Source organism: Blastopirellula retiformator, from assembly GCF_007859755.1.
GTDB lineage: Bacteria > Planctomycetota > Planctomycetia > Pirellulales > Pirellulaceae > Blastopirellula > Blastopirellula retiformator.
The window spans coordinates 284179-304201 of sequence record NZ_SJPF01000003.1 but is presented as its reverse complement, the minus strand read 5'-3'; the positions used below and the strand labels follow the sequence as shown (position 1 = coordinate 304201).

Below are 20023 nucleotides of genomic sequence, written 5' to 3'. Positions count from 1 at the left end.
GCGGCGTTTTGTATTTCCTGCCGCTCAAGTAGACGCTATGACGACCAAGTACATCGAATCGCTGATCGCCGACCCCATTGGCAATTACCCGGCCGCGACGGTCGCCTGTTTTGATCCGACCTGCGGCGACTTGCCGCGCCGCCAGCTTGATACCAAACGGCTGGCCGCCTATCTCGCCAACCTTTCGCACGCCGGCGCCCCGGCCGCGCTACTGGCCGCATCGACCGGCCAAGGCCACCTGCGCACTGTCGACGAATTGGCCGAGTGGTTCACCGCCGCCGGCCAAGCCGACGTTGGTCCGCTGGTCAAAATGGCGCTGCTGCGTCCCGAAGATGGCCAGGAGGCGAACGCCCGGCTGCTTGAGGTGTTGGTCGAACAAGCGATCCCGGTCGTCTTCCTCCGTCCCGGCGCCAACTTGCCGCCTGGCGCGACCGACGTCGACGTCGTCGAAAACATGGCGCCGCTGCTGGGGCAAGCGGCCGACGCGGGCCTGGCGATTGGCGTCTACTCGATCTCCGACGTCAGCGGCGTTCCGCTGACCGCCGCCGCCGTCGAGCAGTTGCTCGACAAACCAGGCGGAGACCGGATCGTCGCCGCCAAGGTGACCGAGGCCGACTACGAAGCAAGCACGCTGCAGTACCTGGAGAACCCGCGACTGTCGCGTCTGAAAATTGTGCAAGGCTGGGATCCCCATCTCGCCCGGGCACTGCAAGACGGCCCCAAGTACGACGAAGATGGCCGCCAACGGGTCGGCGTCACTTCGGGACCGATGTCGCTGGCCGTCTACCAATACAACTACCTGCTGCAAGCGGCCGAAGCAGGCAAGTGGAACGAAGTCGCCCAATCGCAGGCCGCCGTCTCGGCGATCTTCGCCGCGATGCAAGATGACCCGACCAAGTTCGCCGATCTGCAGCGAGCCAAAGCAATCATGGGCCTCGGCCAACCGCTCACTGGCGAAGTCACCGACGCCCAAATCACCCGCATCTTCGAAGCCCTAGAAAGCCTCCCCCGCGGCGAAGACCGCCGCCGGCTAGCCTGGAGCTTAGACCTGATGGAAGACGGCCCGTATCATGAACGCCTGGTAGCGCTGGCCGACGCGACGTAAGAACTAACACTAGCCCAAAACACTAACCCGAGGCGCAAGCCGAGGGAATGCGCCCGCAGGTTCAGCAGAAAGCATACAGTCGCAAGTCCAGTCACGTCCAACACTAGGCCGCAATCCCTTCTCCATCTGCGATCATCTGCGTAAATCTGCGGTTCAAAAACTCTGCTGGCGAAGGATGGAACCGCAGATGTGCGCAGATGGTCGCAGATTACAGAAAATGTCTTGTCTGTCTTGCTCGAGCCCAACGGGTTGAGTCGGCCTCGCCGCATCCCCCAAAAATGCTTGACCCACCACCCCCACTTTTAGTATAAACTTGTACAGGCACGCAGATCTCGGCATTCGTCCCAGATCGGCGAGCGATTCCTCTCCTTTCCCGGCGCCTGCAGGATGCGTTGGGTTCTCTTTTTCATAGCGCGCTCGGCCCGCAGGATCAGGCCGCGCGTGGTGGTTTGGGCAGTGTTGTTTTCGGAAAACGCCGACTCCGGTGGCGCTCTCCGTACGCGCGCTCCTACAGCCAAGGGAGAAGTTGGTCATGTCGATCGCGATGTTAGAAAGTTGCGAACTGCAGCAGCCGAGTTTTGAAAATCAGAGCTGCGTTGAAGCGGCCCCGTCTCGAACCAGCCAACCAGAGACAGCGCCGTCCGATTCTCCGCTAACAAGTGTGACGACGGCACAGATGTTCGCGCGGCGGCGGCCGCCGGCTTGGCTCTTGCCGGGGATGTTGCGGCAGCATCAAGCGGCCGTTCTCTTGGGGCCGAGTCGTTGTCTGAAAAGCTCGATCGCCATCGACCTGGCCGGCGCGCTGGCGACCGGCGGTACGTTTCTGGGGCAGTTCGCCGCCGAGCGGGCTTTTCGCGTTGGGTTTGTCGCCGGCGAGGCGACTCGCGACGTGGCGGTTGACCTGACCGTGCGGTGGGCCAGTGCGAACGGAACCGAGCTGGAGTCGCTCGAGCGTTTGACCTGGAGCTTCGACCTGGCGAGCCTGGACGGGCCGGCCAACTTGCGTCGGCTAAGCGATTGGATCGAGCGGCACAAATTAGAGGTGGTGCTGATCGACGCGGCCGATCTTCTGGCGCCGACGCGGCGGGGAGCCGCGGCCCAGCTGCGCGATCTGGTCCGCTGCATTCAAAACGCCGGGGCGACGCCGATCTTCTGTTGCCCTTTGCGCAAAGAGCCAAAGCCGCGCCCCTTGGGCACGGCCGACCTGGCCGGCGATCCATGCGATGCGATTGCCCGGCAATGGATCTTGGTCAACCGCCGCGAAGCGTTTGTGCCGGGGAGCGGCGCGCATCGGCTCTGGCTCACCTATGGCGGCAGCGGCGCCGTCGGTGATCAATTGGGGGTCGACATCGACGAAGGAGCGGCCGGCGACGCTTGGCAGGTGACCCCGCGCGACTTGGCGTCGATCCGCGCAGAAGAGGCCGATCAAATCGCCGCTGATCAGGCCGAACATCTGCGGTGGAAGTTGCGGGCCGTCCTAAAGCGGGTCGATCCGCTACTCGCCACAAAGCTGAAAATCCGCGAGCTGTCGGGCATGAACGGCGGCAAGTTCGCCGCGACGTGGGACCGCATGGTCGCCGACGGCGAGATCGTCCCAATTCGCCCGCGTTACGCGGCGGCGGCGCAGTTCGGCGAACCCTGTTATCGCCTGGCGGATGGAGCCGAAAAAAAAGAAGCGAGTCGAGTCCACTCCCCTCTGGCCGATGACAATGACGAACTCCAAGACCGGCCAGAAAAAAACGAACCGCGGAGTCCACTGCCGTCCGACGAGCCAGGCTTCGTGACGCTAACGTGCGCCGAGTTACTCGCCTTGGACGAGGCGGAGCAAAAAAAAGCGCCGCCGAGTCCAGTCCCTACGCCGCGCCAGAGACCCCGGCAGCTTCCGAAGAAAAAGAAACGGCGACGATGAGGGCGTAGGGCAGGCCGTGCCTGCCGAATGCAAACGCCCGCAAGTCGGCAGGCACGGCCTGCCCTACGATTTCCCTTGCGGCGCCCACTCGCGTTTACTCTTTCGGAATGACGCCAAGCGTGTAATGCGCTTCGGCCGGGAAGAGCTTTTTCCCGGCGCCGGCAACCGTGGGATCGATGTGCAGCTGGTAGACGAAGCCGGCACGCAATTCGGGCAGCCGTAGCCGGACTTGCTTTCGGTCGGCGCTGACCTGGATCGCGTCGATGATCTCGGGACGCGAGTCGATGTCGTCGCCGCCGTAGGCTGGGGTCGACTCGCGGCGGTACGAGTGGAGCGTGTAGTTGCTCTTCGCGGCGGCCTTGGCGGCGTCGATCGGTTGGGTGAAACGAACGAGAAAGCCGTCGCTCACTGCGCGGACCTCATCGACGCCGCTTGGCGGCGGTTGATCGAGCAGTCGCATCGTCACCAGCGAACCGACGTTAGCGCCTCCTCCCCAGCCGCCGTCGCGCATGTTGCCGATCACCAGTTCGCCGCTGGGCGAGACCGCACAGGCAATCGGCCCCAGCAGGGCGTTCTTCACCTCGTCGCCGGGGTCGAAGGTGAAGGGATAGATGGCGCCTTGGATATGACCGTCAACATGATCCAGACTCATCCGCACAAGCCGCCGCGTGTCGTACTCGCAGCCGATCAGGTCTCCCTCGAACGGCCCAAAGGCGGAGCCGCCGAGCTTCTCTTGCAGCGCGGCGGGCGTTTCCAGAAAGCAAATGCCGTTGACGCTGCGAGTCCACGGATGCGGAATCGCAATCGCCGGCGGCGTCTCTTCGGGGTTGAAGCCAGGCTTCCGTTCAACACGATTCAAAAAGCCGTATCGCTTGCCCGGCACAATGTGATTCAGTTCGTTGAACGGATTGTAGTTCCCTTGGTTGTCGGTGACGAACAGCTCGCCGGCTTGGTTGCGGGCAATGCCGATCGGGAAGCGGTGCCCGGCGGTGAGTTGCTCGATGGCGAAATGGCGCGGATCGTCGGCGGTCGGCTCGCGCGGGGTCAGCTTCATCACGACGCCGCGCCACTTGGCGGCAATCAGCGAGCGGCCATCTTGCTGACAGGCGGTCGCAATGTAGTAGTTGCCGTCCGCGTCGCGCGGCAGGCCGAGCGTCCAGTCGTGATAGTCGGCGGTGTGCCCCCAGCCGTCGGCCAGGGTCTCGACGCGACTGACGCCGCCAGCGTCGTCGTAGTAGACCCGCAGCAGCGCGTACTTCGTGGTGACGTCGAAATAACCGTCATACGCGGCCAGGCCAAAGGGCGCCGCCAGTTCGACATCCAGCGGAATCAGCGTCTCTCGCTTGCCGTCGCCATCGGCGTCGCGAACCAGCCAGACGCGACCTTTCAGCGAGGCGACCAGCATATCGCCGTTGGGACTGAAGGCGATTGCGGTCGGCATCAGTTCGACGGTCAGCGGCAAACGGTCGGCCGACCAACCAGGCGTGATCGGCAGCTCCGACTCGGTGGCGACGGTCGGATCGACTTCGGGCCGGGGCAGATAGCGATCGGCCGGTAAGCCGGAGAGATAAGTGGCCGTGAAGTTCGCTTCGCTCTGCGGCGGCGTGATCTGCACGATGCCGGAAGGAAGCAGCTTGGCGTCTCCGCCGACCGAGATCGACATCCGCTTGCCCGGCAGGGTCAAGGTATCGTCTTTGATTTCGGCGGCCGCCGCTTGCTGCGAGTCGACCAGCCGCAGCGCCAGCTGATAACCGGCGGGCAAACCTTTCGCCTGAAAGCTGCGGACAAAGCCATGCTGGCCCTGGGCGTCCCAAACCGGCGTGATCGTTTGCCGCATCGTCAACAGGTGCGGATCGTCTTTGCCGAACTGCAAGCGATACTCAACGGTGACGCCGCCATCGCTGCTGCGCCGCCATTGGTCGAACCTGGTGACAAACTGCCCCGTCTTCTGCGGCGCCAAGGTCTTGCCATCGGGTCCAACCAGCGACAGCTCTGGGGCGTCGTCCTGCAGCGACAACAGCCCCGCGCCAGCCAGTTCCCAGAACCAGATCTTCCCTTCACTGCGCTGATAGGCGGCGTCCCCCAGCGTCCAATGCGCCAGGCGACCGGTCTCCAGATCGAACTGCAGGTTGTGGCGGTTCGGCAGACCGACCAGCAGCGGCTTGATGAACTGTTTGTTCTGATCGACATCGCGGAGGACGTCGGTCAGGACCAAGGCCGATTGATTGTCGGCGGCGATCCCGCTGCGACGGGCGACGCGCACCGGGTTCGGCTTCGGCGGCTGAAAGCCAGGCGTGTTCAGCGCCAGCCAGACGGCCGCCAGCTGATCGTCGATCTCGTCATGCAACACGCCGCTGACCGGCACGGTGACGCTGGGCATTTCCATCTGCGGCACAATCCGCGCCGGCTTGCGCACCCAGCGGTCAAACCAATCGCGGCGGATCCGATCGCCCAACATCGAGAGGGTCGGCCCCTTCGCATTGAGCGGCGCGTCGGACGGGATCCAATCGCCTACCTGATGACAGCTGGTGCAGTTGAAGCCATCGCCGCCGACCAGGCGCCGGCCAGCAACGGCCAGTGCGGCCGGCTCCAGGTCCGACGGACGGCCGACCAGGGGATGCTCGGGAATGCGATCTTGCTCGACCAAGTAATCCTTCACCGCGGTCAGCTCTTCTTCGCTAAGCCGGAACCGGGGCATCTGCACTTTCAGCCAAGGGCGATGAACCGGGTCTTTGCGAAGAATGACGTCGACCAGGGCCTGGTCATGCAGTTTGTCGCCGACGCTGTTGAGCGAAGGGGGCAGCAGCGTCGGCAGCACCGCGGCAAGGGCCGAGTCGCCGGCCGCCGCTTGGGCCGCTGTCGGGGCCAGGCCTTTGCCGATGCCGCGAGGATGACACGCCAGGCAGTTCCGCTCGCGGACGATCTGGGCGCCAGGGATGTCGTGCGCAGCGACCTTGCGCGCCGGCGCCTTTTGCTGCAGATAGGTCTTGATCGCCGCCTGCTCTTCGGCCGAGAAAGCGTAGCCAGGATGCTTCTCGACTTCCGGTTTCACCAGGCAGGCGTCGCGCCACAAACTGCCGCCGGTCAGCGGAGAGAGCGGCTTTTGCTCGCTGCTTTTCAAGTCGCCTGGCAAGCGGTGACAAGCGTCGCAGCGATTGGCCTGGACCAGCTCGCGGCCCCGCTTCACTTGCTGCTCATTCTGCTTGGCTTGCGGCGTCGAGGCAAGCTTCCCCGACTTAGTCAGCGTCGACAGGTAGGCCGCCAAGTGATTGCGGGTCGCGCCGTCGAGCTGATAGACCGGCATCCGATGATCGGCGTTCAGCGCGGCGGGGTCTTCCAGCCATTTGGCGAAGAAATGCGGGGGACGCTTCGCCGCGATGTCGCTGAGGTCGCCGCCGCTGAAGGGCCCAGCGGCGCCGAGCTTGTCAACTTGATGACAGGCCAGGCAGCCCAGCGAGCGAAACATCCGCTTGCCGATTCCGGCGCTGGCCTTCTTCACGGGCTCCCCTTTTTCGCCCACTGTCGCCGACTCGGCGATCAGATAGGCGGCGATCGCCTCGGCGTCTTCCTGATGGAGATTGTAGTGCGGCATCTTGCGGGTCGACTTGTCGTCCGCCTCTGGCGCCGACGTCAATCGATCGACGATCCAAGGCTGCGACAGGTTGCCGGCGACGCGATCCAAGGCAGGCGCCGGCAGCTCGGTCTGGCGATCGCCCTCGTGGCAGGCGGCGCAGCGATGGGCGCGGACCAGATCGCGGCCGACGTCGAACGGCTGGTCGAAGGTGTCGTCGATCTCGTGGAAGTACCACTCGGGCGTGATTGGCTCCAGGCCGAAGTCGGGCCCGGTCCAGTAGATCGCAATCTGCCCGGCGGCGGTCTTTTCAAAATCAACCGTGAAGGGATGCCAGTCGAACTTCAGGTCGATCGGCTTGGCGGTCAGCCAGCCGGGGGTCTTCGCCTCGGCGTCGAGCACCACCTCGCCTTCGATCTGGATGCGGACCTTTCCTTGGGCGTAAACATGCAGCGTGTAAGGGCCAGGGGTCTTCGACAACAGCAAGCCATCCCAGCGGACGGTGAACTTGTCGCCGGTCAGCCGCGAGTCCGGCGGGGCCTGACCATAGCGAAACGCGATCTGCGAATCGATGCGGCGGCACTTCGATCCGTCGGCCGAAACATAGTCGGCGATCAGGCCCGAAGCGAACTCGTCTTCGAATTGAGCCGTGGCGAGCGACGTCAAGCAAAGTACCAGCAGACCGGCGGCGAGAGGGCGATAGGTGGGCATGAAAGACCGCTGTTGCAGGAAGGAAGGGAGGCGTTTGGGCGGTTCCAGTCTACTATGTCCCCCAGCCAATTTCACGTGATCTCTCGCGACATCAAAAACTATTGCCGGCGGCGGAAAATCGGGTAATTCGCAAATGGGTTCCGTTTGAGCTAGACTATCGAGCGATGGTTCGCCTTAACCCCCGGAATCCTCGCAGAGATAGAGCCCACCGATGAAGCATGCCCCCCCTGCCGTCGCCCTGCTGGCCGCCTTGTTGTTGTGCGGCGTCGCCGCCGCCGCCGACAAGCCGAACATCCTGTTCATCATGTCGGACGACCACGCTTACAACGCGCTGAGTTGTTACGGCAGCAAGATCAACAAGACGCCGAATCTCGATCGGATCGCCAAAGAAGGAATGCGGTTTGAAAACTGCATGGTCACCAACTCGATCTGCGGTCCGTGCCGCGCGGTGATCCTGACCGGCAAGTTCAGCCACAAGAATGGCTTCATCGACAACCATAGCCGCTTCAATGGCAAACAGCTGACCTATCCCAAGCTGCTGCAAAAGGCAGGCTACCAAACCGCCGTCGTCGGCAAGTGGCACCTGGTCAGCGATCCGACCGGCTTTGATTATTGGGAAGTGCTGCAAGGGCAGGGGCCTTACTACAACCCCAAGATGCTGTCGAAAGATGGGCCGCACAAATACACCGGCTACACGACCGACATCATCACCGACCTGGCCCTGAACTGGCTGAAAGAGTCGCGCGACCCCAACAAGCCGTTCCTGCTGGTCTATCAACACAAGGCGCCCCATCGCAACTGGCAGCCGGGGCCGAAGTACCTGGACATGTACGACGGCGAAACGATTCCGGAGCCGGGCACGCTGTTCGACGACTACGAAAACCGGGCTTCGCCGGCCGCTGATCAGGAAATGACGATCGCCAACCACATGAACGCCAGCGACCTGAAGCTGACCCCGCCTGGCGGTTTGACCAAAGAGCAACTGGCCAAGTGGAACGCCGCCTACGAGCCGAAAAACAAAGCTTTTAAAGAGGCCGATCTGAAAGGCGAAGACCTGGTTCGCTGGAAGTACCAGCGGTACATCAAAGACTATCTCCGCTGCGTCGCTTCGGTCGATGACAACGTCGGTCGCGTCCTCGACTACCTTGATGAGTCAGGCCTGGCCGAGAACACGATCGTCGTCTACACGTCGGACCAAAGCTTCTACCTGGGCGAGCATGGCTGGTACGACAAGCGGTGGATGTACGAAGAATCGTTCCGCACGCCGCTGATGATTCGCTGGCCCGAGAAGATTAAAGCCGGCACGACCAACGACGCCCTGGTGATGAACTTGGACTTCGCCGAGACCTTCCTCGCCGCGGCCGGCGTGGCGATCCCCGACGAAATGCAAGGGCGCAGCTTTTTGCCGATGCTGGAAGGGAAGGAGATTCCCGACTGGCGGAAGACGGTCTACTACCACTACTACGAGTACCCGCGACCGCATCGCGTGGCGCCCCACTACGGCGTTCGCAGCGATCGGTACAAGTTGATTCACTTCTACAAGACCGACGAGTGGGAGTTGTTCGACCTGGAGAAAGATCCAAACGAATTGAAGAGCGTGTACGACGACTCGGAGTATTCGCAAATCAAGAACGAGCTAAAAGGCGAACTGAAGCGACTACGCGACAAGTACGAAGACGACGGCGCCGTCGTGCAGTTTGATAAAGAGGGGAATGTGAAGGCCGGGTAGGGCGCTTCGCTTCCAATGACGAATGACTAAATCAGAATGTCTAATGCCAGAGTTCCAGTATTAGACATTCGTCATTTTCGAACCAGCGTTTTCTCCACCGAAGCTTTGCCCCAAGAGAATAGGTAGACACTAGGAGTCGCGCGCAACAAAAAACCCCTCGTTCGGCATGGCGTGCGAACGAGGGATTTTATGAATTCAAAGGCATTGCGTAATCGCCGTGCCGCCGATCTGGCCTTCGACTAACGTCGGGGCAGCGGATTCAAGATCGGCAGCGAAGCTTCTTGCGGATGAAGCATCAGCGGTTCGTCCAATTCCTTCGCTTCGAGTTCAACTTGCTTCGGCTCTTTGGTCACGACGTCCGACTTCTCTTCTTCAATCGGCTCCCCTTCTTCGTCGGTGATGACGATCATCGGGGGTTCGTCGATGTCGGAGAGGCCTTCTTCGACCACGGCTGGGTAGTCTTGCGAACTGGCGACGCGGCCGTTCGGCATCCAGCTCATCCAATGGCCAACCTGCACGCCGTTTTTGTACCTGCCGTCGGTCTTCTTCAGGCCGTTTTCGTGCCACCAGAGCCAGCGACCATCTTCTTTGCCGGCGACGTACGAGCCTTGGATCGCCTTCTGGCCGTTGGAGTACCACCAGATGAACTTGCCGACCGGCACGTCAAATTCGTATTCCCCTTCGACCTGAATCTGGCCGTTGGGATAGTAGGTGATCCACTTGCCGTGACGTTCGTCTTCTCCTTGCGGAGCGTACTCGGCCAGTTTGGCGTCCCACCAGCTGTCGCGGGTTTTGGCGACCAGCGGAGCGTACAGGTAAACCCCTTCGCTCTTCTTGCGGCCGTTCTTTTCTTGATCGACTTTGGGGGCCAGCTCACGTCCTTTGATGAACATCGAGCGGCTCGGCTGTTTGGCGCCGCGCGGGTACTCGAGCACTTCGCCGTCGAGCAAACCGTTGACGTAGTTCGCTTCCTGCAGCTTGGCGCCGTCGACATTGTAGAAGTTGGCCGGGCCGTGGCGATCGCCCTCGACGAAGCTCACTTCCATGATGATCCGCTGGTTGGCGTCGTGGATGCCCCACACGCCGTGCAGTTCGCCTGCTTTGAAGCTGGCGGTCGAAACGAACGGCGGCTTGAACTGGTTGAACGGCGCCGAGCGAAACAGGTTCGACTCGTTGCCGCGATACCACCGCGACCAGACGCCGTCGCGCTGGTTGCTGACGTATTGGCCTTCGGCCAGCATCGTGCCGTTTTCGTCAAGATGCTTCCAGTAGCCGTGATTAACGTAGTTGCCTTCGTCATCCTGCGTCACTTCACGTTCGATCTTGATCGAGGCGTTGGGGTAGCGCTCTTGGATGAGTTCGACGTCGCCCGTCGCGGCTTGCGCCGGCGAGCAAAGCGCGACGCAGCCCAACAGGGCCCACGCAGTCGCGTTCATGGTTCGTCGCATGATGCACTCCTTTGCATTGGATCGTTCGTGAGGGTCATCCATCGTCGCTTTGGTGGCGTCAGCAGCTAACTTGGCCGACGCGGCGGACGAGACGTTCCCCTCGGCGCCCGTCTCTTGACTCCAGCTATCCACGGATAACCGCCCCATCAAGATTCGTCCTGATTTCTGTTTCGACGCGATCGCCAGGAATTTTCAGCTCCTTCGTCTCCAGGCGGATTAGCCGCAAAAACGCAACCATCCGAATAACCGCTACCAACTACCACAGCCGCTGCAGTTCGCCAGCCAAAAGGGGGAGAGAAATCGGCGCATGCGTTTTGGGCGGCAAACTGTTACGATAGGGCTATCCTTCCCGCCCGATCCCTCTGCGATTTTCCCCCATGGTTCGACAATCTCTTACCGGCTTGTTGCTGCTACTGCTGGCGGCCAATGTTGCTAGCAGTCAAACCTTGTCCGACTATCGTTCGCCGGTCGACGTCGCCCTGTCGCCAACGGCAGACTGGCTGCTCGCCGCCAATCAGACTGCCGGGACGGTTTCGCTGGTTGATCTGCAAAGCGGGCAAGCGATCGATGAGATCGCCGTTGGCCCCCGGCCCAGCTATGTGCAGCTTTGCCCAGACGGCAAGTCGGCGCTAGTCAGCGTTACCGACGCTGGCCAACTGGTCAAAGTCGCCATTGCCCGCGGCAAGCTCTCGCAGGTCGCCGCGATCGACGTCGGGTTCGATCCCCATGGCGTCGCGATCATGCAGGATGGCACGCGGGCCTTTGTCGCGCTTCCCAGCGGTCACGCAGTGGCGGTGGTCGATCTAGTGCAGAACCGTCTGATCGAGCTCTCCTATCCCGGCAAGTCGCCCCGCTACCTGGCGCTGACGCCCGATGATTCGCGGCTGGCGGTTGGCCTGTCAGGCGACGGCAGCGTGGCGGTGATGGAAACGGTCGGCAATTCGCCCCTCTACACGACGCGCATCAAAGGGCTGAACGTCGGCCATATGAAGACCTCGGCCGATGGCAAGCAGGTCTATTTCCCCTGGCTCCACTACGGCGAGAACATCCCGTCCCCCAACAACATTCGCCGCGGCTGGGTGCTGGGCAATCGACTGGGGCGGGTTGATCTGACTGCAGACAAGCTGGACGAGGTCCTTTCGCTCGATACCGAAGGAAACGCCGTCGCCGATGCGTTCGGTCTCGACGTCACGCCCGACCAGTCGCATGTCGTCATCTCGGCCAGCGGCACGCACGAACTGCTGCTGCTTCGCCTGAGCGACCTGAAGATGTACGACGTTGGCTCGACCGAACATATCGACCAAGAGCTGCTCGACGATCCGGCCCGCTTCGCGCGGATCCCGGTTGGCGGACGACCGATGGGCCTACAGATTGCGCCGGACGGCAAGCGGGCGTACGTCGCGAACTACTTGCTGGACGCCGTGCAGGAAATTGATCTGGCAAGCCGTCGCGTGACGCGGACGATCTCGCTGGGCGAGCCGGTCGAAGTTTCCCTCGCCCGGCAAGGAGAAGCCCTCTTTTACGACGGCGACAAGAGCTTCGATCGCTGGTACAGCTGCCACAGTTGCCACTACGACGGCGGCAGCAACGCCGAGATCTTTGACACCCGCAACGATCGCACCGTCGGCACCTACAAGACGGCGCCAGTGCTCTGGAACGTCAGCCAGACGTTCCCCTGGACCTGGCATGGCTGGCAAGAGAACCTGCGCAGCGCCATGCAGACCTCTTTCCGCGAAACGATGCAAGGGAAGAAGCTGCAGGAAGAGGAAGTCGACGCGCTGATCGCTTACTTCGATCAGCTGCAGCCCCCGGCGAATCCGTTTGCCCGCGATGCGGCCAGCTCCGCTGCCAGCGCAACCGCCGTCGCCCGGGGCAAAGCGGTCTTTCATAGCGCCAAAGCGGCCTGCGCCGATTGCCACGCGGGCGAGCATCTGACCGACGGGCAAATGCATGACGTCGGCACCAACTCGAAGCGCGATTACTATGACGGCTACAACACGCCGTCGCTGCTGGGCGTTTACTCGAAGACGCGACTGCTGCATCATGGCCGGGCCAGTTCGCTGGAAGAACTGCTGACCGAGTATCACGCCCCCGAGGAGATCGCCGGCGAAGAGCTGAGCGACCAGGAAATGCGCGATCTAGTCGCGTACCTGAAGACCCTCTAGAGGATGTCGCCAGCGGTGATTTTTTTCACTTCTTTTTCAGAAAGTTGTCCGGCCCCAGGCCCGCTTTGCGTTTTATTAGGTAGGCGGACAGGCGCTTTGCAACAACGAAGATTTCGTTAGCGAATCGCAGCCGGCGGCAAGACTGCGAACCTGGGTAAGACTGCGAAGCGAAAAACGGACAGCGTAACGATCGCAGGCTCTTCTCGACCATTCCCTGCGCATCCATTGGCTCGGCCTGCCGATCAATCTCTCCGCAAGCGCGCGAGTAACGCGCCGCTCCCCTTTAAGCAATCAATTGGTTGCTAACTTGATTCTGCATTTCAAGCGTCCTAGATTGACGCTTGCAAATGTTTGCACCTACTTACATTTCGACAGACGTCTGTCATTCCGGGCAAGGAGGATGATGATGCGATTTCAGAGGCTTGTCTTCGTCAGCGTTTTCTTTTCTCTCACGATGCTGACCGCTCTGCCGCTGTTTGGACAAGGTTTTGGCGGCCTGTTCGCCCCACCTTCCGGACGCAGCAATTCCTGGGGCGAATACGACTATCACCCGCCAAGCAGCAACAACAGCAACAACAACAATAACGGACTAGAGAAGGCGATCGTCGGCGGCATCTTCGGCGCGATCGAAGAAGGGATCCGGGCCAGCAACAATAACAACCGCCAAAACGACTACCCACGTCAGCGCTACTACGACAACTATCCCCAGCAGCGCTACTATCCGCAGCAGCAACAACGTTATTACCCCACGCCGACGCCTGCTCCAAAACCAACTCCGACGCCCAAAAACGTCGAGCCGAAGAAGAACAAAGCGCCGGTGAAGAAGGTCGCCGCCAAGCGCAACACCGTGGTGAGCTCGGCCAATTTTCTGGCGCTAACCAACCAAGACATCCAGCGCGCCAACGAGAAGCTACAAGACCAGCAAGAGAAATCGATTGATGAGATCGAGGCCGACTTGCAGGACAAACTTCCTCCCAGCGATACCGATCTGATCACCCAGATGCAAAACGCCGGCATCGATCCCGCTACCCAGCAACAAATTCTGGACGCCAAGAACCGGGGGGACGCAGGCACCGTGCAGATTTTGTTCGCCAATAACTCGATGCCTCCCAACGCCGCCGGCGCCGCCGACCTGGCGAACAAGATCAATCTGCAAAACGATCTGAACGATCTGCGGCAGCGCAACAAAGATGGCGATCTCCGCCCGCGCGATATTGAACGATTCGCCAATCAAAACAAGAACCTGTTTCCGCCGGGGCCCGATCGCGATCAATTCTTTGATCACATGGATGACATGACCCAAACCGCCGAGGTGCAGCAGTTGCTGGGGGGCGCTACGCCCAATCCCGGCATGAACGGCCTGGGGGGCGGTACGGTCACCGTGATCCACAACCCGAATCTTCCCAATGGCACGGTCATCAACCTCGGCAATGGTTCGGTGATGGTCGGTACCGGCGGCCAGGGAGACCTGAACGTCGGCACTTCGTCTTTGGCCGAAGCGATGGGCCTGCCGGTCGCCAACTCGCAGCCGGTACCCGAATCGGACGCTACCATTCCGACCAGCGGGGTCGTCTTACGCAACGGCGCCGATAACGAGGCGACGATCTCGTACGTCATCAACGACAAGTACGAGTACACCATGAAGGCAGGGCACATCCAGTCGCTCGGCGAAGGCAAATGGGTCGTTCGCTACGACAAGGGTGGTTCGCACGGCGAAGCGAAGTACACGCTCAGCGAAGGAACCTACGAGTTCACCCCCAGCGACAACGGCTGGGCCCTCTTCTCGAAGAAGTACGACGTCACGATCGACAACTCGGGCAACCCGAACGAGTTCCACTACGTCGTCAACAACGTCGCCGCCAAGGTCGACGCGCACGGGACGAAAACCCACAACAGCAAGTACCCGCTCGAAGTTCGCTTTGATCCGGGAGACGGCAAAGGGGAAGAGCGAAAAGTGCTTGATGGCGGCACGTTCCAAGTCGCCGTCAGCCCAGGCGATAACCGGTGGGATCTCTACTCGGCCGAGGGTACGGCGATCCTGGCCGATCACCCCAGCGGCGGAATCGACCTGTTTGGCAATTAAGGCGGCATTGAGTCTGGTTGCAAATTTCGCGGGGGCGTCGCCAGTCGACGCCCCTTTTTCTTTGCGCGCTACATAGAATCTTGCAGCAAATCTCTCTCTCGCGCGGGAAATATCGGGTGTTGGCGAGGCCGTTTCTGGTTATCAGAATCGGTTTAGGCTAGACTTAGCAGTACGCCTGCAGCGGCGGATGCCTACCAATATGCTGCGTCGGACGGCGCTATTCACACCCCACGCCGCCCGCTTCCCCCCCTATTCCAATCAACATCGCGAGAAAGACCCCATGAAGAAATCGCCTGGTCTTCTTTTGCTTGTCGCCATCTTTGCGACGACCTCAATGCTTTCGGTCGCCGCCGCCGAGGACGGGTTCAAGCCGATCTTTGACGGCAAAACGCTGAACGGCTGGCGCGGCAAAGAGCAGTTCTGGAGCGTCCAAGATGGCGCGATCACTGGCCAGACTACCTCGGACAATCCGACCAAAGGCAACACCTTCTTGATCTGGGATCAGGGGACGGTCGACGATTTCGAGCTGAAGCTGAAATACAAGATCGTCGGCGGCAACTCCGGCATTCAATATCGCTCGACTGACCTGGGCGATTTCGTCGTCAAAGGGTACCAGGCCGACATCGACAGCGGCGACACCTACAGCGGCATCAACTACGAAGAGCGCGGCCGCGGCATCATCGCCAATCGCGGCATCACGGCGACCATTCAGGATGGCAAAGACGGTCGCAAGGAAGAGCGCTTCGCCGATTCGGCCGAGATCCAAAAGAAAGTCAAGAAGGAAGACTGGAACGAATACCACATCGTCGCCAAGGGGAACCACCTCACCCATTACATCAACGGCGTGAAGACCTCGGAAGTGATCGACGAAGGCGAAAAGGACAGTCGCACCAGCGGCATCTTGGCGCTGCAACTGCACGCCGGCCCGCCGATGACCGTTCAGTTCAAAGACATCGAGCTGAAGCGCACCAAGCTGGAAGGTGACAAGAAGAAGGTCGTCTTTGTGCCCGGCATGCCGAGCCATGGTTGGGGCCAGCACGAGCACTCGGGCGGTTGCCACCTGCTGATGATCGCGCTGATGGAAAACGTTCCCAATATCGAAGCGTCGATCTATCCCGGCGGCTGGCCGGCCGATCCGACCGCCTTCGATAACGCCGATGCGGTCGTCGTCTACTGCGATGGCGGCCCACGTCACCTGCTCAACCCGCATCTCGATCAGTTTGACAAGCTGATGAAAGAGGGAGTCGGCCTGGCGTGCATTCACTACGGCGTCGAGACTCCGAAAGGGGAGCCAGGCGACAAGTTCGTCGACTGGATCGGCGGCTACTTTGAAACCGACTACAGCGTCAATCCGCACTGGACCGCTGACTTCAAGGCGCTGCCCGATCACCCGGTCGCCAATGGCGTCAAGCCGTTCTCGATCAACGACGAGTGGTACTACAACATGCGGTTTCGCGAAGACATGGAAGGGGTCACCCCGATCTTGTCGGCGATTCCCCCCAAGTCGACCCTCGATCGCCCCGATGGCCCGCACAGCGGCAATCCTCACGTTCGCGCAATGATTGGCCAGCCGCAACATGTCGCTTGGGTCGCCGAGCGCCCCGATGGCGGACGCGGCTTTGGCTTCACCGGCGGTCACTTTCACAGCAACTGGGGTGAAGACAACTTCCGCAAAGTCGTGCTCAATGCGATCGTCTGGGTCGCTGGCGATGAAGTTCCCGCTGGCGGCGTCGCGTCGAAGTCGCTGACCAAGGACGACCTGGAAGGCTTGCTTGGTCCCAACCCGAAAAAAAAAAGTAACTGAGGCCGCAGCGAAGAAGCCCGCCGTGCAAACGGCCAAGGCGGGCAAGCCGAAGTTCAAGAGCAAAGTCGTGACCACGCGCACCGCGGGTCACGCGGTCAACATCGACGTCGACATCACCGGCGCCAAGCATCTCTACCTGGTCGTGACCGACGGCGGCGACGGTTACTCTTGCGACTGGGCCGACTGGATCGAACCAAAGTTGATCGGCCCCAGCGGCGAAAAGCCCCTGACCGACTTGAACTGGAAGTCGGCCGTCACCCAGTGGCGTTCGGTCAATAAAAACCGCAACGTCGACTGCGCCCCGCTTCGCGTCCAGGGCGAGTTGTTCAACAGCGGCATCGGCACGCACGCCAACTCGATCATCGCCTACGATCTGCCGGAAGGGTTCACCAAGTTTCACGCGAAAGGCGCCCTCGATAACGGCGGCAGCAATCAGCAAGGAGGCGCCGCGACCAGCGTCGTCTTCGCCGTCTATACCGAGAACCCGCCGTCATTCGCCAACATCGTCACCGGCGAAGACGCCGTGTCGCGAGAGCCCGATAGCGCCCTGGAAGGCATCGACGTTCATGAAGACCTAGAAGCGACCCTGGCCGCTTCCGAACCGATGCTCAAGAGCCTGACCAATCTGGACGTCGATCATCTCGGCCGCGTCTGGGTCTGCGACGTGATGAACTATCGCCGCAACGCCGGCTCGCGTGCAGAAGGGGATCGCATTCTGATCCTGGAAGACGAAGATGGCGACGGCGTTTGCGAAAAGTCGAAGGTCTACTACCAAGGGCATGACGTCGACACCGCGATGGGGATCTGCGTGCTGGGGAACAAGGTGATCGTTTCGGCGACCCCGAACATCATCGTCTTCACCGATACCGACGGCGATGACAAGCCCGATCAAAAAGAGCTCCTCTTCACCAAAACCGGGCAGCCGCAGCATGATCACTCGTGCCACTCGTTTCTGTTCGGCCCCGACGGCAAGCTCTACTGGAACTTCGGCAATACCGGCAAGCAGGTCTTCGACAAAGATGGCAAGCCGGTCGTCGACATTCATGGTCGCACGGTGGTCGACAACGGCAATCCACTTTTCGGCGGCATGCCGTTCCGCTGCAACCTGGACGGCAGCGAGTTCGAGGTCCTGGCTCACAACTTCCGCAACAACTACGAAGTGACGGTCGACTCGTTCGGTACGCTGTGGCAAAGCGATAACGACGACGACGGTAACCGCGGCGTGCGGATCAACTACGTGATGGAGCAAGGCAACTTCGGCTATCGCGACGAGATGACCGGCGCCGGCTGGCGCGATCCGCGGACCGGCATGAGTGAAGAAATCCCGCTGCGTCACTGGCACCTGAACGACCCCGGCGTCGTCCCCAACTTTGTTCAAACCGGCGCCGGTTCGCCGACCGGCATCTGCGTTTACGAAGGTCGCCTGTTGCCGGAAGTCTTCTGGGATCAAGTGATCCACTGCGACGCCGGACCGAACGTCGTCCGCGCTTACCCGGCTCAGAAAGAGGGCGCCGGCTACCAGGGCGAGATGGTCAACATCCTGCATGGCGCCCGCGACAACTGGTTCCGCCCGGCCGACGTCTGCGTCGCTCCAGACGGATCGCTGTTCGTCTCTGACTGGTACGATCCCGGCGTCGGCGGACACGGCCAACGCGATCTTGATCGGGGTCGCCTGTTCCGCGTCGCTCCGCCAGGCGCCAAGTACACGGCGCCGAAGTTCGACTTCGACACGATCGACGGCGCCTTGGCGGCGCTCGAAAACCCGAACATGTCGGTTCGCTACCTGGCCTGGACGTCGCTGCACAACCAGGGCGCGAAGGCGGAAGCGGGCCTGAAGCGAATGTTCGAGTCGAACCCCAACCCGCGGGTCCGTGCCCGGGCGCTCTGGCTGCTGGGCAAGATCGAAGGCCGCGGCGCCGACTACGTGGCGGCCGCTTTGGCTGACAAGGACGCCGATATCCGGATCACCGGGCTGCGTCTGGCGAAGCAATTGCAACTGCCGATCGAGCCGCTCGTCGCCAAGTTGGTCAGCGACCCTTCGCCGCAAGTCCGTCGCGAAGCGGCGATCGCGCTGCGTTGGACCGACAGTCCCGAGGCGGTCAAGCTGTGGTCGCAACTTGCCGACCAGCATGACGGCCAAGATCGCTGGTACCTCGAGGCGCTCGGCATTGGCGCCGACTTGAAGTGGGACGCCTGTCTCGACGCTTACCTGGCCCAGGTTGGCGACAAATGGAACACGCCCGGCGGTCGCGACATCGTCTGGCGGAGCCGCGCCGCGAAGACCCCAGGCCTGTTGGCGGCGATCATCCAAGATCCGGCGACGCCATACAACGACCTGCCGCGGTACTTCCGGGCATTTGACTTCCAAGCAAAAGGGGACGCCAAGAGCCGGGTGATCGCCGATCTCGCCTTCTCTGGCGCTGGCGCCGATCCCGACGCGCAGCAGTTCATCCTCAGCGAATCGATCAGCCGGATCGGCGGCTATGACGTTGCGAAGAACCCGCAGCACGCCGCGGCCCTGAAGACCGCGCTTACCAAGTTGGCCGGCACGCAGATCTTCGTCGACCTGGTCGACAAGTTCAACGTGCAAGATCGCTACGCTGACCTGCTGGCGATCGCCCAGGCCCAACCGAACGAGTCGACCGGCGTCGCCGCCATGAAGGTGCTGCTGGAGAAGAACCAGCGCGCACCGGTCATGAACGCGATCAACGGCGACGATCTCGAGAAAGCGATCGCCACCACGACGGCGGTCGGCAATTCGGCCGCCGGTCCGGCGATTGGCATCATGCAAAAGCTGGTCGACGACAGTTCGAAGGATATCGCGTTGCGGCGGATCGCGGTCAAGGCGCTCGCCGCCAACCGCGGCAGCGCCAACAAGCTGGTGGCGCTCGCCAAGTCGGGCAAGCTCGATCCGGCCCTGATGGACGCGGCGGCCGCTCCGCTGACGTCGTCCACCTGGAACGAGGTGCGCGACCAGGCGGCAAAGATCTTCCCCGCTCCGCCGAGCAAAGACAACAAGCCGCTGCCGCCGCTGGCCGAACTGGTCAAAATCCCTGGCATCGTCGCGAACGGCAAACAGGCGTTCGCCGGCGAAGCGACTTGCGCCAAGTGCCATGTCGTCAACAACGCAGGGAAAGAGGTGGGTCCGAACCTGAGCGAGATCGGCTCGAAGCTGAGCCGCGAGGCGATGTTCGAATCGATTCTCTATCCCAGCGCCGGCATCAGCCACAACTACGAGAACTTCGCGATTCTGCTCGAAAACGGCACGGCGATTACCGGGCTGTTGGTCAGCGAAACCGACGAAGCGGTCACCATCAAAAACCAGGAAGGCCTGGTTCGCAGCTTTTCGCAAGACGAGATCGAAGAAATGCGCAAGCTGCCGACGTCGCTGATGCCGGCCGACCTGCAAAAGCTGATGACCGTCCAGGAACTGGTCGACGTCGTCTCGTACCTCGAAACGCTGAAGAAGAAGTAAACAGGCGACTAACCGCCACCTCA

9 protein-coding genes are annotated in these 20023 nt (G+C 61.5%); 7 read left to right on the top strand and 2 right to left on the bottom strand.

All coding sequences use genetic code 11. From position 1 onward, the window contains the following. The first annotated feature begins 37 nt into the window (after window positions 1-37). Window positions 38-1105 (top strand): hypothetical protein, encoded by a 1068-nt coding sequence (locus Enr8_RS12955; protein ID WP_146432151.1) that lies wholly within the window; start codon window positions 38-40, stop codon window positions 1103-1105. 562 nt (window positions 1106-1667) lie between these two features. Next, window positions 1668-3014: an AAA family ATPase gene (locus Enr8_RS12950; RefSeq protein WP_390620193.1), complete on the top strand. Its 1347-nt coding sequence runs from the start codon at window positions 1668-1670 to the stop codon at window positions 3012-3014. A gap of 94 nt (window positions 3015-3108) precedes the next feature. Here the strand turns inward: Enr8_RS12950 and Enr8_RS12945 are convergent, their stop codons facing one another. Continuing rightward, window positions 3109-7296: a c-type cytochrome gene (locus Enr8_RS12945; protein ID WP_146432150.1), complete on the bottom strand. Its 4188-nt coding sequence runs from the start codon at window positions 7294-7296 to the stop codon at window positions 3109-3111. 211 nt (window positions 7297-7507) lie between these two features. Between Enr8_RS12945 and Enr8_RS12940 the strand changes: the two genes are divergently transcribed. Then, the gene (locus Enr8_RS12940; RefSeq protein ID WP_246120073.1) at window positions 7508-9025 is read left to right on the top strand and encodes a sulfatase family protein; all 1518 of its coding nucleotides are present in this window, start codon (window positions 7508-7510) and stop codon (window positions 9023-9025) included. Between the two features lie 239 nt (window positions 9026-9264). Here the strand turns inward: Enr8_RS12940 and Enr8_RS12935 are convergent, their stop codons facing one another. Then, window positions 9265-10605: a toxin-antitoxin system YwqK family antitoxin gene (locus Enr8_RS12935; protein ID WP_186767627.1), complete on the bottom strand. Its 1341-nt coding sequence runs from the start codon at window positions 10603-10605 to the stop codon at window positions 9265-9267. A gap of 245 nt (window positions 10606-10850) precedes the next feature. On the opposite strand from Enr8_RS12935, the gene Enr8_RS12930 reads away from it, so the two are divergent. The 4 genes from Enr8_RS12930 (at window position 10851) to Enr8_RS12920 (ending at window position 20000) form a co-directional block, all read left to right on the top strand. Then, a complete protein-coding gene (locus Enr8_RS12930) occupies window positions 10851-12638 on the top strand; it encodes a cytochrome c peroxidase (protein ID WP_146432148.1) in 1788 nt (595 codons plus the stop codon). A gap of 406 nt (window positions 12639-13044) precedes the next feature. Then, a complete protein-coding gene (locus Enr8_RS12925; RefSeq protein ID WP_146432146.1) occupies window positions 13045-14721 on the top strand; it encodes a hypothetical protein in 1677 nt (558 codons plus the stop codon). A gap of 280 nt (window positions 14722-15001) precedes the next feature. Next, window positions 15002-16525: a DUF1080 domain-containing protein gene (locus Enr8_RS26180; protein ID WP_186767626.1), complete on the top strand. Its 1524-nt coding sequence runs from the start codon at window positions 15002-15004 to the stop codon at window positions 16523-16525. A gap of 22 nt (window positions 16526-16547) precedes the next feature. Further along, window positions 16548-20000 (top strand): PVC-type heme-binding CxxCH protein, encoded by a 3453-nt coding sequence (locus Enr8_RS12920; protein ID WP_186767625.1) that lies wholly within the window; start codon window positions 16548-16550, stop codon window positions 19998-20000. The last annotated feature ends 23 nt before the right edge of the window (window positions 20001-20023 follow it).

Coding starts and splice junctions, on each gene's coding strand:
- Enr8_RS12955 (WP_146432151.1), top strand. CDS start 38: ATGACGACCAAGTACATCGAATCGCTGATCGCCGACCCCATTGGCAAT.
- Enr8_RS12945 (WP_146432150.1), bottom strand. CDS start 7,296: ATGCCCACCTATCGCCCTCTCGCCGCCGGTCTGCTGGTACTTTGCTTG.
- Enr8_RS12940 (WP_246120073.1), top strand. CDS start 7,508: ATGAAGCATGCCCCCCCTGCCGTCGCCCTGCTGGCCGCCTTGTTGTTG.
- Enr8_RS12930 (WP_146432148.1), top strand. CDS start 10,851: ATGGTTCGACAATCTCTTACCGGCTTGTTGCTGCTACTGCTGGCGGCC.
- Enr8_RS12925 (WP_146432146.1), top strand. CDS start 13,045: ATGCGATTTCAGAGGCTTGTCTTCGTCAGCGTTTTCTTTTCTCTCACG.
- Enr8_RS26180 (WP_186767626.1), top strand. CDS start 15,002: ATGAAGAAATCGCCTGGTCTTCTTTTGCTTGTCGCCATCTTTGCGACG.